General features: G+C 65.7%; 16 protein-coding genes. 9 read left to right on the top strand and 7 right to left on the bottom strand.

Going from position 1 to position 15,294, the window contains the following annotated elements; translation table 11 throughout:
• Window positions 1-50: 50 nt before the first annotated feature.
• The 3 genes from tsaB to tsaD are packed head-to-tail and all read left to right on the top strand — an operon-like array spanning window position 51 to window position 2,313.
• Window positions 51-719: a tRNA (adenosine(37)-N6)-threonylcarbamoyltransferase complex dimerization subunit type 1 TsaB gene (gene tsaB, locus NNX35_RS01745; RefSeq protein WP_255764859.1), complete on the top strand. Its 669-nt coding sequence runs from the start codon at window positions 51-53 to the stop codon at window positions 717-719.
• Between the two features lie 29 nt (window positions 720-748).
• On the top strand, window positions 749-1,234 hold the full coding sequence (gene rimI / locus NNX35_RS01740; RefSeq protein WP_255866826.1) for a ribosomal protein S18-alanine N-acetyltransferase: 486 nt from the start codon (window positions 749-751) through the stop codon (window positions 1,232-1,234).
• Window positions 1,231-2,313, top strand: a complete 1,083-nt coding sequence (gene tsaD / locus NNX35_RS01735; RefSeq protein ID WP_255862648.1) for a tRNA (adenosine(37)-N6)-threonylcarbamoyltransferase complex transferase subunit TsaD — start codon at window positions 1,231-1,233, stop codon at window positions 2,311-2,313. Before rimI ends, tsaD begins: the two co-directional genes overlap by 4 nt.
• A gap of 78 nt (window positions 2,314-2,391) precedes the next feature.
• On the opposite strand, the gene NNX35_RS01730 is transcribed toward tsaD, so the two are convergent.
• The gene (locus tag NNX35_RS01730; RefSeq protein WP_255764854.1) at window positions 2,392-3,537 is read right to left on the bottom strand and encodes a glutamate--cysteine ligase; all 1,146 of its coding nucleotides are present in this window, start codon (window positions 3,535-3,537) and stop codon (window positions 2,392-2,394) included.
• A gap of 157 nt (window positions 3,538-3,694) precedes the next feature.
• Between NNX35_RS01730 and NNX35_RS01725 the strand changes: the two genes are divergently transcribed.
• Window positions 3,695-4,507, top strand: coding sequence for a shikimate 5-dehydrogenase (locus NNX35_RS01725; protein ID WP_255764852.1), 813 nt, complete (start codon window positions 3,695-3,697; stop codon window positions 4,505-4,507).
• A 30-nt stretch (window positions 4,508-4,537) separates the two neighbouring features.
• Here NNX35_RS01725 and NNX35_RS01720 read toward each other — a convergent pair whose 3' ends face one another.
• Complete coding sequence (locus NNX35_RS01720) at window positions 4,538-5,755, bottom strand: methyltransferase (RefSeq protein ID WP_255866825.1); 1,218 nt, start codon at window positions 5,753-5,755, stop codon at window positions 4,538-4,540.
• Window positions 5,756-5,809: 54 nt separating this feature from the next.
• Here NNX35_RS01720 and NNX35_RS01715 point away from each other — a divergent pair, with 54 nt between their 5' ends.
• The 5 genes from NNX35_RS01715 (at window position 5,810) to NNX35_RS01695 (ending at window position 10,738) form a co-directional block, all read left to right on the top strand.
• On the top strand, window positions 5,810-6,985 hold the full coding sequence (locus tag NNX35_RS01715) for a MalY/PatB family protein (RefSeq protein ID WP_255866824.1): 1,176 nt from the start codon (window positions 5,810-5,812) through the stop codon (window positions 6,983-6,985).
• Between the two features lie 120 nt (window positions 6,986-7,105).
• A complete protein-coding gene (locus NNX35_RS01710; protein ID WP_255764849.1) occupies window positions 7,106-7,474 on the top strand; it encodes a DUF6507 family protein in 369 nt (122 codons plus the stop codon).
• Window positions 7,475-7,640: 166 nt separating this feature from the next.
• Window positions 7,641-8,810 carry a hypothetical protein gene (locus NNX35_RS01705; protein WP_255866823.1) on the top strand — a complete coding sequence of 390 codons (1,170 nt, stop codon included), beginning with the start codon at window positions 7,641-7,643 and terminating at the stop codon, window positions 8,808-8,810.
• A gap of 96 nt (window positions 8,811-8,906) precedes the next feature.
• Window positions 8,907-9,326 (top strand): hypothetical protein, encoded by a 420-nt coding sequence (locus tag NNX35_RS01700; RefSeq protein ID WP_255764847.1) that lies wholly within the window; start codon window positions 8,907-8,909, stop codon window positions 9,324-9,326.
• A 92-nt stretch (window positions 9,327-9,418) separates the two neighbouring features.
• Window positions 9,419-10,738, top strand: coding sequence for a hypothetical protein (locus NNX35_RS01695; RefSeq protein WP_255866822.1), 1,320 nt, complete (start codon window positions 9,419-9,421; stop codon window positions 10,736-10,738).
• A 10-nt stretch (window positions 10,739-10,748) separates the two neighbouring features.
• On the opposite strand, the gene NNX35_RS01690 is transcribed toward NNX35_RS01695, so the two are convergent.
• From NNX35_RS01690 to NNX35_RS01670, 5 genes are all read right to left on the bottom strand, one after another.
• A complete protein-coding gene (locus tag NNX35_RS01690; protein WP_255764845.1) occupies window positions 10,749-11,048 on the bottom strand; it encodes a hypothetical protein in 300 nt (99 codons plus the stop codon).
• A 193-nt stretch (window positions 11,049-11,241) separates the two neighbouring features.
• Window positions 11,242-12,000 carry an ABC transporter ATP-binding protein gene (locus NNX35_RS01685; RefSeq protein WP_255862654.1) on the bottom strand — a complete coding sequence of 253 codons (759 nt, stop codon included), beginning with the start codon at window positions 11,998-12,000 and terminating at the stop codon, window positions 11,242-11,244.
• A gap of 37 nt (window positions 12,001-12,037) precedes the next feature.
• Window positions 12,038-13,054 carry an iron chelate uptake ABC transporter family permease subunit gene (locus tag NNX35_RS01680; protein WP_255866821.1) on the bottom strand — a complete coding sequence of 339 codons (1,017 nt, stop codon included), beginning with the start codon at window positions 13,052-13,054 and terminating at the stop codon, window positions 12,038-12,040.
• Complete coding sequence (locus tag NNX35_RS01675; protein ID WP_255866820.1) at window positions 13,047-14,087, bottom strand: ABC transporter permease; 1,041 nt, start codon at window positions 14,085-14,087, stop codon at window positions 13,047-13,049. The genes NNX35_RS01680 and NNX35_RS01675 overlap by 8 nt, the downstream gene beginning before the upstream one ends.
• Before the next feature lie 67 nt (window positions 14,088-14,154).
• Window positions 14,155-15,096 (bottom strand): siderophore ABC transporter substrate-binding protein, encoded by a 942-nt coding sequence (locus NNX35_RS01670; protein WP_255866819.1) that lies wholly within the window; start codon window positions 15,094-15,096, stop codon window positions 14,155-14,157.
• Between the last annotated feature and the right edge of the window lie 198 nt (window positions 15,097-15,294).

The raw sequence follows: 15,294 nt of genomic DNA, 5'->3' as shown, positions 1-15,294 counted from the left end.
CGGCAACTGCCCGGAAACGGCCATACGTGCCGCGCCGTAGAATAGGAACCGTGCTGATTCTCTCCATTGATACCTCCGCCATCGCCAGTGCGGCACTGCTCAACGGGGAGGGAGAGATCCTGGCGTCCTTCGCCACCGAAGACACCCGCTCCCACGCCGAAGTCCTTGCCCCCGGAATCGCCGGCCTGCTGGCCGACGCAGGGATAACCGGGCAGGACCTGGATGCAGTGGTCGTAGGGGTGGGCCCAGGCCCTTTCACGGGCCTGCGTGCCGGAATCGCCACGGCCCGGACCCTCGCCTTCGCCTGGGACAAGCCGCTGCACGGGGTCATGAGCCTCGACGCCATTGCGGTGGACGCCGCCCTGGACGCCTGGCGCCTGGGCATTGACGAATTCGCCGTGGCCACCGATGCCCGGCGCAAAGAGGTTTACTGGGCGGCCTACCGCAGCACAGGCGGCACACCGGAATTGTTGGACGGCCCGCACGTCTCGGACCCCGGCGGGGTTCCCGCGCTGCCCGTGTACGGGGCAGGAGCCGGCCTGTACCCGGACACCCTGCACGCCGTGGAGGGTTTCGCCGACGCGCAGCCCACCGCCGCGGCCCTGGGACGCACCGCCGTCGTCCGCCTGGTCCGCGGACTGCCGCTGCTGCCCAGCACCCCGCTGTACCTGCGCGAGTCCGACGCCAAGGTCCCCGGCCCGCGGAAGCGCGCCCTGTGATCGCCGCGGAAACCGTGCGGATCCGACGCATGGACACCGACGACATACCCGCCGTCGATGCACTGGAACGCCGGCTGTTTCCCGTTGACGCGTGGCCGCTGCAGATGTTCCACGACGAACTCGCCCAGACGTCCACGCGGTCCTACTACGTGGCGGTGGACCCGGCCGGAACCGTCCTCGGTTATGCCGGCCTGATGTGCGTACTGCCGATCGCGGACGTCCAGACCATCGCCGTCGTACCCGAAAGCGAAGGAGCCGGCATCGGCTCCCGGCTGCTCACCACCCTGGTGGACGAAGCGAAGGAGCGCGGCGCCGAGGACGTGCTCCTGGAAGTGCGCGACGACAACCCGCGGGCCCAGCGCCTGTACCGCTGGTTCGGCTTCGAACAGATCCACGTCCGGCCGCGCTATTACCGCGACGGCGCCTCCGCACTGATCATGCGCCTGCCCCTGGCCGGCTGGTCCGGCGCTCCGGCGCCGGCCGGGACTGCAACAGAAACAAAGGACAGTAAATGAACCGCACCGACCCCCTGGTGCTTGGCATCGAATCCTCCTGCGACGAAACCGGAATCGGAATCGTTCGGGGGACCGACCTGCTGACCAACACGGTTTCCTCCTCGATGGAGGAACACGTGCGGTTCGGCGGCGTCATTCCCGAGATCGCCTCCCGGGCGCACCTGGACGCAATGGTCCCGGCGCTGCAGGCGGCCCTGGCCGAAGCGGGCGTGACGCTCGCCGACCTCGACGCCATTGCCGTCACCTCCGGCCCGGGCCTCTCGGGGGCATTGATGGTGGGGGTCAGCGCCGCGAAGGCACTGGCCCTGGCCACGGGCAAGCCGCTCTACGCCATCAACCACCTGGTGGCACACGTGGGCGTGGGCGTGCTCGACGGCGGCGCCCTGCCGGAAAACCTCGGGGCGCTGCTGGTCTCCGGCGGGCATACCGAGATCCTGCGCGTAGCCGACCTCACGAGCGACGTGGAGCTGCTCGGCTCCACCATCGACGACGCCGCGGGTGAGGCCTACGACAAGGTGGCACGCATCCTCGGGCTGGGCTACCCCGGCGGACCGGCCATCGACCGGCTGGCGAGGGAAGGCAACCCGAAAGCCATCCGCTTCCCGCGCGGCCTGACCCAGCCCAAGTACATGGGCACCGCCGAAGTGCCGGGACCGCACCGCTACGACTGGTCCTTCTCCGGACTCAAGACGGCCGTGGCCCGCTGCGTGGAGCAGTATGAGGCAGCCGGCCAGGACCTTCCGGTGGCGGACATCGCTGCGTCCTTCCAGGAAGCCGTGGTGGACGTGATTACGGCCAAGGCGGTGCTGGCCTGCACGGAGCACGGTATTACCAACCTGCTCCTGGGCGGGGGAGTGGCAGCCAACTCGCGGCTGCGCGCCCTGACCGAGGAGCGCTGCGCCGCGGCGGGCATCAAACTGCGGGTCCCGCCGATCTCCCTGTGCACCGACAACGGCGCCATGGTGGCCGCGCTGGGCGCGCAGGTGGTTATGGCAGGCGGCGAACCCTCGGGGATCGGCTTCGGCACGGACCCGTCACTGCCGGTCACCAGCGTCCACGTGGCAGCGGCCCGGGCCTAGACCGCACGGCTGCTGGCTCCGGTGCAACGCAGAAGGGCCCCGGCGGAATACCGCCGGGGCCCTTCTCATGCGTGCGGCTTAGGCGCCGCGCAGCCGGCGGATACCGTCGAAGACGACGGCGCGCAGGTCGCCGTCGTTCTCCTCCGCCACCCGGCGCTGCTGCTGGTACCCGGCGCCGCGCTCAATGATGGTCCGGACGTCGGCCAGCTCGGCGCTGCAGCCCAGTTCGGCGGCGATCGGTGCCAGCCGGGGCAGGACATCCTCGAGCAGGTGGTCGGTGACCAGCTTTTCGTTGCCCTCGGCATCGAGGATCACGATGGCTTCCAGGCCGTAGCGGGCCGCACGCCACTTGTTTTCCTGGACGTGCCAGGGCGGCATGGTGGGGATGGTGCCGCCGGCGTCGATGATCGAGGAGAACTCGTGCACCAGGCACTGGGTGAGTGCGGCGATGGCACCCACGTCCTGGATATCCGCCAAGCCGTCGCAGACCCGCATTTCAATGGTGCCCAGACCCGGAACGGGCCGGATGTCCCACCGGATTTCACTGATCGAATCGATGACGCCGGTGGTGAACATGTCCTGTACATAGGATTCATACTCGGTCCAGGAACCGAACTGGAACGGCAGGCCGGCGGTGGGCAGCTGCTGGAACATCAGGGCGCGCTGGGAGGCGTAGCCGGTATCGTCCCCGGACCAGAACGGGGAGGACGCGGACAGGGCCTGGAAATGCGGGAAGTAGTTCACCAGTCCGTCCAGGACGGGCAGCACCTTGTCCCGGCTGTCCAGTCCCACATGGACGTGGACCCCGTAAATGAGCATCTGCTGGCCCCACCACTGGGTCCGGTCAATGAGTTTGGCGTAGCGTTCCTTGTCCGTGACCGGCTGTGAACGCGGTGTGCTGAACGGGTGGGACCCTGCGCAGAACAGTTCAACGCCCATGGGATCGGTTACCTGCCGGACCGCTGCGAGGGAACGGGCAAGATCGGCCTTGGCCTCGGCGACGGTGCTGCAGATTCCGGTCACCAGTTCAACGGTGTTTTCCAGCAGTTCCTGCTTGATGTGCGGGTGCTCGTCATCAACATGCAGTGCGGGGTCGTTGACGTTCACGCCGCGCAGCACCTCATCCGCCACGGAGACCAGATCTCCGGTGGTGCCGTCCACAAGGGCCAGTTCCCACTCGACTCCCAATGTTGACTGGGCCGACTTGGCGAACTCGATTTCCAAACTGTCTCCTGCTTTATGCGTTACCACTGAAGTACCCGGACCCGCATCATTGCGTTGAGAACCGTACCAATCCTATAGCCGCAGGCGCCTGCTTCGGGCCAGGGCCCGAACACGCCGGGAAATCGAAGCCAGCGGCCGGCGCGGACATAATAGGGGGATGCCGATCCTGAACAAAGACATGACCCTGTGCATTTCCCTGGCCGCACGTCCCAGCAACATCGGTACGCGGTTCCACAACTACCTTTATGACCAGCTGGGCCTGAACTACGTGTACAAGGCATTCGCCCCCGCTGACCTGGCACAGGCCATTGCCGGGGTGCGCGGGCTCCCCATCCGCGGCTGCGCCGTGTCCATGCCGTACAAGGAGGACGTGATTGCGCTCGTGGACCGGATGGACCCCTCCGCGAAGGCCATCGATTCCGTGAACACGATAGTCAACGACGACGGCGTGCTCACCGCCTACAACACCGACTACCTGGCCATCGCCCGGCTGCTGCGGGACCACCGCGTTCCGGCCACGCACTCGGTGCTGCTGCGCGGATCCGGCGGCATGGCCAAGGCAGTGGCCGCAGCGCTGCGGGACGCGGGGTTCTCCGACGTCACAGTGGTTGCCCGCAACGAAGCCGCCGGCCGTGCGCTGGCCGATCTTTACGACTTCGCCTGGCGGTCGGAGCCCGGCACGTCCACGGCGGACCTGCTCATCAACGTCACCCCGCTGGGCATGTCCGGGCAGGACGAGGACGTTCAGTCCTTCGGCGATGACGCCGTGGCTGCCGCCCGGGTGGTGTTCGACGTCGTGGCGCTGCCCGCGGAAACCCCGCTGATCGCTGCCGCCCGAGCGGCCGGGAAACCGGTGATCACCGGGGCGGAGGTCATTGCCATCCAGGCGGAGGAGCAGTTCGTGCTGTACACCGGCGTCCGGCCGACACCGGAGCAGGTCCGTGAAGCCAGCGAGTTCTCCCGGTCCTGACCCGCTTTCCGGTGCGGCCGCCCGCACCGCCTAGGCGGCCGGAACCGGTTCCACCACCAGGGCCACGCGGTCCTCGCCGATCCGGGTGAGGACCAGCGTGGCTTTGTTCGGACCTTTGCCGGAGCCCGTGAGCAGGGCCTTGCGGACCTCTTCCGGCGTCACGGACATGCCGCGCTTCTTGATGTCCAGGACACCGATGCGGTTTTCCCGGACCCAGGCCTTCAGCGCCCTGATGTTGTACGGGCGGACGTCTTGGATCCGGTAGGCGCGGGCGAAGGGAGTTTCGCGCAGTTCCGGCGCGCAGATGTAGGCAATGTGCGGATCCAGGAGATGCCCGTCCAGGGTGGCAGCGACGTCGGCCACCAGCCCGGCACGGATTACGGCGCCATCGGGTTCATACAGGTAGCCCTCGGCAGGCCCCATGGCCACGTCCTGGGCACCGGCGTCGTAGTCCACCGGGGAGGTCAGCTCCGCAGCGCCGCCGGAACCGATCACCAGGGCGGCACGCCGGACTCCCTCGCGGCGCAGCGCGTTGAACCACAGGGTGGCCTCGGTGACATCTCCGTCCACGGACACCCACTGTGCCTCGCAGTTGGCCGGCAGGGCCTCGTGCGGGATGCCCGGGCCCATCTTCACGCCGACGGGCAGGCCGGCATCCGCCAGGGACTCCACGAAGGACAGGGGAGGGGAGAAGGCCTCCGGGTCGAAGATGCGGGTGGTGCCCGACGTCGACGTGGTCCGGCGTGCCGGATCCAGCCACACGCCGTCGAACCCGGTCAGGTCGAAGTCCTCGGCACGGCCCTGGACCACCGTTGCCTCCGGCCAGGGCATGAGGTTGATGGTGGCTGCCGCAGCGGTGATCTCATCCAGTTCGACGGCGGTCACCTGCCGGTCCAGGGTGGCCAGGGCGAGGGAATCGGCGCCGATTCCACAGCCGAGGTCCGCCACCTTCTCCAACCCCGCCTCCTGGTAGCGGCGGGCATGCAGGGCGGCCACGTTCAGCCGGGTGGCCTGCTCCAGGCCGGGGGCGGTGAAGACCATGTGCTCGGCGAACGGGCCGAACTTACCGCGGGCCTTCATCCGCAGTTTTGCCTGCGTCAGCACAGCGGCCACCAGCTCGGGGGAATGCCCGGCCTTGCGCAGGTCCGTGTTCAGCTTCAGGGACTCGGATTCGAGATAGGGGGGAAGCGAGTTCAGCAGCTGCCATCCCTCGGGGGTCAGAACATGGGCAAGGGAAGTATCGGGCATGCCCTCCAGCCTAGTTGTTCTGCCGGCGGGCACGTTAGCTGTAGGTTGGGCGGCATGACGAAGATCGCCGCCGAGCCGCTGGCCGCCCTGCGGGCCCGCACCAGCTACAAATGGCAGACCTATCCGGCGGACGTGCTGCCGCTGTTCGTGGCGGAAATGGACTATCCGCTGGCGGAACCGGTGCAGCAGGCCATCATCGACCGGGTGCTGGCCTCGGACACCGGGTATATCGCCGGGCCTCAGCCGGTGGCGCAGGCCTTCACGGGGTTTGCCGCGCGGACCTGGGCCTGGGCAGTGGACCCGGATGACGTGCGATGCACCACGGACGTGAGCGTGGCCATTGTGGAATGCCTGCGGCAGGCAGTACCCGTGGATGGGAGCGTGGTCATCACCCCGCCGGTCTATCCGCCCTTCTACGAGCTGCCGCTGGAAGCGGACTCCACGGTGGTGGAGGTACCGCTCCTGTCCGACGGTGAGGGCTGGGAATTGGACCTGGCCGGCATTGAGCGGGCCTTTGCCCGCGGTGCTGACGCCTTGCTGCTGTGCAACCCGCATAATCCGCTGGGCCTGGTCCACTCTGCCGACACCCTGCGGGCGCTCGCGGACCTGTCCGTGAAATACGGCGTGGCCGTGATCAGCGACGAGATCCACGCCCCGCTGACGTACGAACCGGGGGACTTCACTCCCTACCTCACCGTCTCGGAGAACGCGCGGGAATACGGCCTCTGCGTGACCGCCGCCAGCAAGGCGTGGAATATCGCCGGTACCAAGTGCGCGGTGATGATCGGCCAAAGCGACCGGACCCGGCTGATGCTGGCGTCCATGCCCGAGGAAGTCTCCGCGCGCACCAGCATCCTCGGCCTGCATGCCACGGCGGCGGCCTATAACGACGGCGGTCCCTGGCTCGCCGGGGTGATGGAGTCTTTGGCTGCCAACCGGCGCCTGCTGGCTGAGCTCCTGGCGGAGCATCTGCCGGGCGCGGGGTACCGTCCACCCTCGGCCGGCTACCTCGCCTGGCTGGATTTCCGGGCCCTTGGCTGGGGCGACGATCCCGCGGCGGTGGCCCTGCAACGGGCGCGGGTGGCGCTGGAACCGGGGCCGCGGTTCGGCCAGCAGGGCGCCGGATTTGTCCGGTTGAACTTCGCCTGCTCCCCGGAGGTGCTGACCGAGGCCGTAGGGCGGCTCGCGGAAGCGGCTGGTCAGGCAGGACAGCGGGCCGGCCATGGGTAGTTCTCCCCATGGCACTAAACTGCGCGGACCGGTTAGGGTTCTCACAGCGGCGGCACTATAGGGTCCGGCCTGCGCGTAGGACAACCCGTTAGGTCGGGATGGGGACAACATGGGGGAATCATGAGTTTGAGCGGTTACACAATTCAGGTTGACGCTTGTTCGGGTCTGCTGACCCGGGTCCGGGACGACGAAGGAATCGCGGATGCCGCCACGTCGTTGGATAACGCCTATTCCCAGGCAACGGACGGTTGCGGGAGTGTCCCTGTTGCCGCTGCCCTGGAGGGAATACGCGAGATTGTGGCCCTTCAGGCCGAATGGGCCGCTGCGCGGGTGCAGAACGCAGTCGACGGCGTCGGCCAGGCTGTAACTGCCTATCTCGAAGGCGACCAGAAGATGGCAGACGACGCCTGCGGTGTCATGACCCAGGCCCCCGAACTGCCGATTGAGGCAGGCAGCGCCGGCGGCCACTCATCCGTGGCGGTGTACTGAGATGGCTTTTGACACAACGGGGCTCCAGGGCTGGCCTTCCCCTGCACAGCTGACAGCGGGTGCCGATGCGGTTCGCGGCGCAGGGCCCGAACTCGAAAACGCCATCGCGGACGCGTCCGCTCAATGGAATGGCCTGCAGGGCATCTACCAGGCGCCGGAGGCCGAGGTGGCCTACGGTGTTTTTGCGAATATCACCCCCCACGGCGGATTCGTCAGCTCCGCATGCGAGCAGGTAGCCAAAGCACTCCAGGAGTTTTCTGACGGAATTGCCCACCTGGAAACCGCACGCACCCAGGTCCTTGCAGATATTGCGGCCCATAACGCCTTTGTGAACAGCGATTCCTTTGGTGAGGAACAGCAGGACATGGCGGACCTCGGACGAGACACGCTGCAGGGCACGGTCAACCAATTGGCCGCAGAATTTGTTTGGCTGGAAGAGAACTGTGTATCCGCCTTGTCCGATACAACAGGGGAAACCAATCCGTTTTTCTCTTTTATGGCAACGCAGTTCGCGGGCGTGATGTTCAACGTAATGGACACTGCGCTTGGAGGAGTGCGGTTCCGCACTTCACAGCATCCCGCAGGACCGGGCGCGTACTACGACATCCGGCCTGAGCGAAACGATTTTCTTTACGATCGCAGCCAACGGTACAAAGACTACGTCGACAACTCGAACAAATTTCATGTTCCGCACGAGGAAGGACTGGGTGGAAAGGCCGTTAAGGGCGGCGGCTGGGTGCTCACGGTCGGCGGTGCCTATTTCACCTATCAGGACCAGGAACAGGAGGCGTACAACGACCTGCTGGCCAGCAACCCGGAGATGACGGAGGAGGAACGGCGCGCTGAGGCGAGCAAGATCGCGGGGTTCCGTACCGGCGCCAGCGTCGTCGGCGGGCTGGGGGCCGGCGCCATCGGGGCTGGCGTTGGAAGCTTCGCCGGCCCGGCAGGCACGGTTGTCGGCTTCATTGTCGGCTCTGCAGTCGGGTGGGCAATGGAGCAGCCCCTGGATGTACTGGGGGGCAAGACCGTTACCGAGTGGGCCGGAGATGGAATCCGCGAAGGATGGGATTACCTGAGCGGACCTGGGCTGGACCAGGCCCAGCAGGCCGCTGAGGCCTTGGCCGAACAGGCGGAAGAAGCAGCGGAAAACGCGTATAAGGCCGCGGAAGAAGCAGCGGAAAAGGCGCAAAAGGCTTTGGAAGACGCAAAGGAAACCGTCGACAGGGCCGTGGATGATGCCAAGGAAAACGTGGGCAAGGCCGTGGAGGATGCGAAGGAAAACGTCGAGAAGACAATTGACAGCGTGAAGGACCGCGTATTTGGCTGGATGGGATAACCGTCCCCCGGCAAATCCATGGGATAGATTAGGCTGACTCCGGCACGGGCGTGCCGCCGTCCCGCCGCACTAAAAGATCGGACGTGTGTCGAATTTATGAACGCCAATACTGTCGGGGCATTGATCCTGATTCCACTGGGCACCATTCTTATGCTTTGCGGTCTCCTCGTTTACAACGGCAGGTTCCGCCACTACCGGACCGGCCTCAACATTGTGCTGTCCGGAGAACCGGCGCTTGCCACAACCTACCTTGGTGCTGCTTTTATCCTGATGCCGCTGACGCAGTTCGCCATGGACGGCGGCATAAACGCGCTGGTGACCATGTTCTTGATCCTTCTTATGTTTATCGCAGGAATATTGGGGGTCCTGGGCAGTTTCTGGATGCCGCCGTTCCTGCAGCCGCAGTGGATAAGGGATGAAAAGAAGGCCGCTCGACGCCGGCGCATGGAAGAAGCTGCCAGGCGTACCAGCGGGGGCGGAATGTCGTCCCAGGCCGACGGACGGAGCAATTTCTGATGGACCCGTTTTCCGGTTTCGCGAGAGTCGGTTTCCGTGGTGTCAGTGCAGTCCTTCCGCCGGGATGGGAAGAGCTTCCCGGTACCGGCAGCATGTGGATCCTTGCGCACCCGCCCGTTCCGGCCGGCCGTTTCCGGCCGAACCTGGTCATCAGGGCCGGCAGCAACGGGGGAGCGTCGCTGCTGCGCCTGTCCACGGCGGGGCTGGCCGAGACCATGGCGACTCTTGCTCCGATCCACGTCCTCTCCGTTGACGAGTGGCCCAAGGTGTTTGACCGCGAGTCTGGCCAGGCACTGCCCGGGCGGCGGCACCGCTTTGTTTATGAGGCGGACGGGCACACCGTCTGTGTGGACCGTTGGGTCTGGGTCATCGGGGCAGGGGTTCTGGAAGCTACGGCAAGCTACGCGCTCGAGGACCACGTAGGCCAGAAGGCGCTCTTCGAGTACCTCGTGGACCAGTTGGAAATGAAGGACCATGGCGCAACGCATGTCCTGGACTGGTCGGGGTTTGACCTGGTCACCCGGTCCGACCCCATGCCCGACTATTTCGCTTCGGAACAGCGCAGGACGGTGGTGGAAGACCTTAGCCGGATTTCGGCCGAGCAGCCGTATGTCCCCGCCGGGATGGTGCTGCCGGCTGCCGCCGTCGAACTGTTCCAGACGCTTGGGCACCGGGAAAAGCTGGGGCGTTTTGACCTTGCAGGACAGCAGGAGGCCGTGCGGGAACTGGTCCGTTCGGATCTGCTGAGGGAATCGGGACAGGCCACGGTGAAGGGGAAGGACTACCTCACGCCGTTTGTCGATCCGGAGGCCCGCCTGACGCTCACTGCTCGGCGCGGCAGCGAGGTGCGGAACGCAGAAGTGTGGATGGCATCCGGTCGGGCCCTGCTGCTCGCCGATCCGTCGTTCTACGGTGCCGGTGATGTAATCGGCCGCGAGATCCGGCTGATGCGGGACGCGCACCTTCCGCTGGCCCTGGCTGCCTGGGCCGGGGTCGCCCCCGCATGGCCGCTCCGGCACGCACCGCTCGTGATCGATGAAGCCCGGTTTGATGCCCGGGTGGCCTCGGAATCGGCGCCGCTGCCCCCTGGATCGGATGAAGCCGTGGGGCGGCTTTGGAACGCGCCTTGGAGTAGTTGGTCCATCACGCATGTTGAGGCCTACGCAGGGTTCCGCTGGCTGCATGCCGCTGAAGCCGGCCACTACTCCGTAATCCCCGTTGACGGCGGTATGCGGCTGGACGCGCAGCCCTCGTCCCTCGTATGGGATGCGATCGTGCGGACCGTCCACACGGCTGCCACCGGGGCCCAGCTCGATCTCGGTACCGATGTTCCCTCCGCCTGGCTGCATGCCCGGATTCCTGCGCCGGCCGCACGGGAATCAGGGACAGGGTCTCAGACACCGGCACGCTGACCGGATGGTGCTACGCCGGGGCCAGGATACTCAGCTGCCGGGGTGCCAGGGGGTCCGACGCAAAGCTGCCTGTAAGCACCGGCAGTTCGCCGGTCTCCGCACTGCGGATCAATCCCGCCATTGCAGCTTCAGTGATGGTGGCCTTCCTCAGGTCCAGGAGCACGTTGAGGCCCGGCAGGGCAGCGTTGGTGCGGCGGGCGAGCACGTACAGCACCCTGCAGTTCCCTTCCGTGATCTTCCCGCGCACCACCAGCCGCGCCTGGCGCAGGTCGACGTCGAGCCGGATGGCAACGCGCAGCTTGGGCTCCATGGGAGACCTTCCTGGAAGGGGTTAAGAAAGTGCGGCGGATTCCAACCTAGGAGTGCCTTTCCCCTCTGCGCAATGTGCCGGGCGGATACTGCCCCTCCGGGAGATGCTCTTCATCGGCGGATTACTGCTCTACCGGAAAAAGTTCGTAGGGCGCATTGTTCCTGACGAGGTTGTTTCGGTTCCCTATACGAAGCTAGGCGAAATAGACGCCGATCCGGTTTCCGTCGATCTCCTCGATCCGGATATCGATTTCATAGATATCCCTCAACACGTCCGGCTGCATGATGGCCGACGGCGGTCCCTGGTGGATCAGCCGGCCGTCGCACATGGCAATGATGTCGTCCGAGTAGCAGGAGGCAAAGTTGATGTCGTGGATGACCAGTACCACGGTCTTCCCGAAGTCGTCCGTGAGCCGGCGCAGCAGCCGCATCATTTCCACGGAGTGTTTCATGTCCAGGTTGTTCAGCGGCTCATCCAGGAGCAGGTAGTCCGTGTCCTGCGCCAGCACCATGGCAATGAACGCCCGCTGCCGCTGCCCGCCGGAGAGCTCGTCCACAAACCGGTCCGCCAGCGCCGTCAGGTCCAGGTACGCCATTGCCTGCTCGATGTGGACCTTGTCTTCGGGTCCCGGCCGGCCGCCGTTGTGGGGGTAGCGGCCGAAGCCCACCAGGTCCCGAACGGTCAGGCGGACGGTGAGCTGGTTGTCCTGGCGCAGGATCGCCATTTTCCGGGCGAGGTCCCGGCCGGGGGTGGAAACGACGTCGAGCCCGTCCACGGCAACCGTGCCGGAATCCATGGGCAGCAGCCGGCTGATCATGGAGAGCAGCGTGGATTTGCCCGCACCGTTGGGCCCGATGATCGAGGTGATGCCGCCTTCCTTGATCTCGCAGCTCACCCCGTCCACGACGACGGTGGAGGAGTAGCGCTTGGTGACGCCGTTGACGGAGATCATGAACAGGGGCCTTTCGGGCGGTGCAGGGGGAGGACGGTCATTTCACGTTTCCCCTAAGGAGCAGGATGAGGAACACGATGCCGCCCACGAACTCGATGACGATACTCAGCGCAGTGTCGAAGTCGAAGATCCGCTCCAGCACCAGCTGGCCGCCCACCAGGGCGATGATTCCCAGCAGAACGGCAATCGGCAGCACCGAGGCATGCCGGAACTTCGCGCAGAGCTGGTAGGCCAGGGACGCAATGAGGAGCCCGAAGAAGGTCACCGGCCCGATCAGGGCCGTGGACACCGCGACGAGCACCGAGCAGATGATCAGCGTGGCGGTGACCGCCCGCTTGTGGTCCACCCCCAGGTTCACCGCGGTCTCGCGGCCCAGGGCCAGGACATCGAAGGAGTGGCGCATCCGCCAGGCGACGGCACTGACAAGCGCGACGGCGGCGGCGGAGTAGCCCAGCAGGGCGGCGTCGACATTGTTGAAACTGGCAAAGAACAGGTCCTGCAGGATGATGAATTCGCTCGGGTCGATCAGCCGCTGCAGCAGCGAGGAGAAGCCGCGGAACATGGTGCCGAAGACAATTCCGACCAGCAGCATCAAGTGCAGGGATTTCCCGCCGCCGGTGAAAAGCCACCGGTACAGCAGGAACGAGAACCCGACCATCAGCAGCACTTCGAGGCAGAAGCGGATCGGCGCGCCCAGGGACAGCAGGGCACCGCCGCCCAAGGCAAACACCAGGACCGTCTGGATCAGCACATAGAGGGCATCGAAGCCCATGATCGATGGCGTGAGGATCCGGTTGGCGGTGACGGTCTGGAACAGGACGGTGGAAACCCCGACGGCGTAGGCCACCAGGATCATGGAGCCCACCTTGATCGCGCGGCGCGGCAGGGCGTAGCCCAGGTTTCCGCGCAGCTCAATGGTCATGAACACCGCAACCAGTGCCGCCGCGACCAGGCCCAGGGCGATGATCCAGAAGCGGGCGGGAACGGTCCGGACGGGACGCCGGCGGTGCTCGGTAAGCGCTGCGGGCAGTGCGCTGGTGGATGGATCAGGCATGGGAACCGCGCTTGCGTAGGAGGAGGTACAGGAAGATGACGCTGCCTACGGCGGAAACCACTACGCCCACCGGGATTTCATACGGGTAGCGGATGGTGCGTCCGATGATGTCGCAGAGCAGGACGAAGCCCGCTCCGAAGACGGCGACCCAGGGCACCGCGCGGCGGACGTTGTCACCGATCAGCAGGGACACCAGGTTGGGCACGATCAGGCCCAGGAACGGAATGGAGCCGACGCTGACCACCACCACGGCGCTGATGAGCGAGACGATCGCCAGTCCGAGCGCCATGACCCGGTTGTAGTTCAGGCCGAGGTTGGTGGTGAAGTCCTGCCCCATGCCTGCAACGGTGAAACGGTCCGCGGCCAGGTAGCCGATCAGGGTCAGGGCGCCGACAATCCAGAGCAGTTCGTAGCGGCCGCGCAGGACGCCGGAGAAGTCGCCGATCATCCAGCTGTTCAACGTCTGGAGGAGGTCGGTGCGGTAGGCGAAGAAAGTGGTGACGGCGGAAATCACGCCGCCGAGCATGATGCCCACCAGGGGCACGATCAGTGTGTTGCGCAGCGGGATCCGGCGCAGGATGAGCAGGAAGAGTGCGGTTCCTGCAGCGGCGAAGACCGAAGCCGTGGACATCTTCAGGAACATGGAGGCGCCCGGCAGCAGCACGGTCACCGCCAGGATCCCCAGTTGGGCCGACTCCACCGTGCCGACGGTGGAGGGTTCCACGAACTTGTTCCGGGCCATCAGCTGCATGATCAGTCCGGCCACGCTCAGGGCCATGCCCGCCAGGACAATACTCAGCGTGCGGGGGAGCTGGCTGACCCAGAACAGCATGTGCGTGGTGGGATCCCCGGACAGCAGCGAGGCGAGCGAAAGGTCACCGACGCCGACGAAAAGGCTTACGGCCGCCAGCAGAACCACAACGCAGACCCCCAGGACCAGTGCGGCGGTTGAACGCACGAAGCGCCGCCGTTCCGGGGGAGCGGCGGCGGACGCGGGGGCCGGTTTATTCGCCGGCACGGCGGGGGCAGTCATATATCGGTATCCAGTTCCTCCGTGGCCCGGCACGGCCGGTGCCGGGCCACGGAGCGCAGAGGGGCGGCTAGAGAGCGTCGTGGACGGTGTTAACCATGGTGTCCACGTTGTTCAGGCCGTATCCGACCAGGTACCAGCTGGCGGAATCCAGCATGGTGATGTTTCCGTTCCGGGCAGCCTTGGTGCTCTTGACCAGCTCGTTGTCGAGCACGGCGGAGGCGGCTTCGCCGGAGGTGCCGACGGCTACGTCGCGGTCAATGACGAACAGGTGGTCCGGATCGGTATCCGCAATGTAGTTAAAGGAAACGGATTCGCCGTGCTTACCCTCGCCCTGAACCTCGGCGGCCGGTTCCAGGCCGAGGACGTCGTGGATGATGCCGAAGCGCGAGCCTGCGCCGTAGGCGGTCATTTCCCCGCCGCTGGTCATAACGATCAGGCCGTTGCCGGCGTCGGCGGCCAGTTCCTTGGTGTCTTCGACCTTGCCTTCCAGGGCGCCCAGCTTCTCTTCAACCAGGTCTTCCTTCTCGAAGATCGTGCCGAGGGTCCGGGTGTTTTCCTTGAAGGAGTTCCAGGAATCGCCGTTATCGACGCTGAGGTCGACGGTGGGGGCAATCTTGCTCAACTCTTCGTAAGAATCGGCAACCCGGCCGGAAATGATGATCAGGTCCGGAGCGCCGGCGTTGATCGCTTCGAAGTCGGGCTCTTTCATGCTGCCGATCTTGGTGATCTCTTCGGCGCCGTACTGGGAGAGGCTCGCCGGGAAATTGGCGGCAGGCACGCCGTCGACGTCAATGTCGAGGGCATCCATCGTGTCGAGGGCGCCGAGGTCGAAGGTGTACACGATCTCCGGGTTCACCGGAACTTCGGTGCTTCCCTGGGCGTGCTCGACCGTCACGGTTGAGTCCTGCGCGGACTCGACGTCCGCATCTGCTGCTTCAGTGGAGCAGGCGCTGAGCGCGAGGAGGGACACAAGGGCGGTTCCGGCCAACAGGCGGGACTTCGTGATCATGGGGGCTCCGGTGAGAGTCGATGTGCCTATCCGGGGGATTAGGTCACAGAAATGTTTTCTAATGATGCGCAGATGAAAACTATCCCGGTTAGGGGAACCTAAGCAAATCCCCTTCTTCATTTACCTGCCCGCCGGTACGGGGGAGAGGGGTGGACAGGCGGCGCGCGCTGGCACTCACCTTGACCGAGTGCTAACCGT

This window comes from Arthrobacter sp. zg-Y844 (genome assembly GCF_024385465.1).
In the GTDB taxonomy this organism is placed as follows: Bacteria; Actinomycetota; Actinomycetes; order Actinomycetales; family Micrococcaceae; genus Arthrobacter_B.
The sequence above is the reverse complement of the archived record's forward strand: the minus strand, read 5'-3'. Positions and strand labels throughout refer to the sequence as shown.

Bases quoted from the DNA above. Each gene is read 5' to 3' on its own strand.
- NNX35_RS01670 (WP_255866819.1), bottom strand. From the start codon at position 15,096: ATGATCACGAAGTCCCGCCTGTTGGCCGGAACCGCCCTTGTGTCCCTC.
- NNX35_RS01690 (WP_255764845.1), bottom strand. From the start codon at position 11,048: ATGGAGCCCAAGCTGCGCGTTGCCATCCGGCTCGACGTCGACCTGCGC.
- NNX35_RS01715 (WP_255866824.1), top strand. From the start codon at position 5,810: ATGACGAAGATCGCCGCCGAGCCGCTGGCCGCCCTGCGGGCCCGCACC.
- NNX35_RS01720 (WP_255866825.1), bottom strand. From the start codon at position 5,755: ATGCCCGATACTTCCCTTGCCCATGTTCTGACCCCCGAGGGATGGCAG.
- NNX35_RS01685 (WP_255862654.1), bottom strand. From the start codon at position 12,000: ATGATCTCCGTCAACGGCGTCACCAAGCGCTACTCCTCCACCGTCGTC.
- NNX35_RS01700 (WP_255764847.1), top strand. From the start codon at position 8,907: ATGAACGCCAATACTGTCGGGGCATTGATCCTGATTCCACTGGGCACC.
- NNX35_RS01710 (WP_255764849.1), top strand. From the start codon at position 7,106: ATGAGTTTGAGCGGTTACACAATTCAGGTTGACGCTTGTTCGGGTCTG.
- NNX35_RS01675 (WP_255866820.1), bottom strand. From the start codon at position 14,087: ATGACTGCCCCCGCCGTGCCGGCGAATAAACCGGCCCCCGCGTCCGCC.
- tsaD (WP_255862648.1), top strand. From the start codon at position 1,231: ATGAACCGCACCGACCCCCTGGTGCTTGGCATCGAATCCTCCTGCGAC.
- NNX35_RS01695 (WP_255866822.1), top strand. From the start codon at position 9,419: ATGTGGATCCTTGCGCACCCGCCCGTTCCGGCCGGCCGTTTCCGGCCG.
- rimI (WP_255866826.1), top strand. From the start codon at position 749: ATGGACACCGACGACATACCCGCCGTCGATGCACTGGAACGCCGGCTG.
- NNX35_RS01725 (WP_255764852.1), top strand. From the start codon at position 3,695: ATGCCGATCCTGAACAAAGACATGACCCTGTGCATTTCCCTGGCCGCA.
- NNX35_RS01680 (WP_255866821.1), bottom strand. From the start codon at position 13,054: ATGCCTGATCCATCCACCAGCGCACTGCCCGCAGCGCTTACCGAGCAC.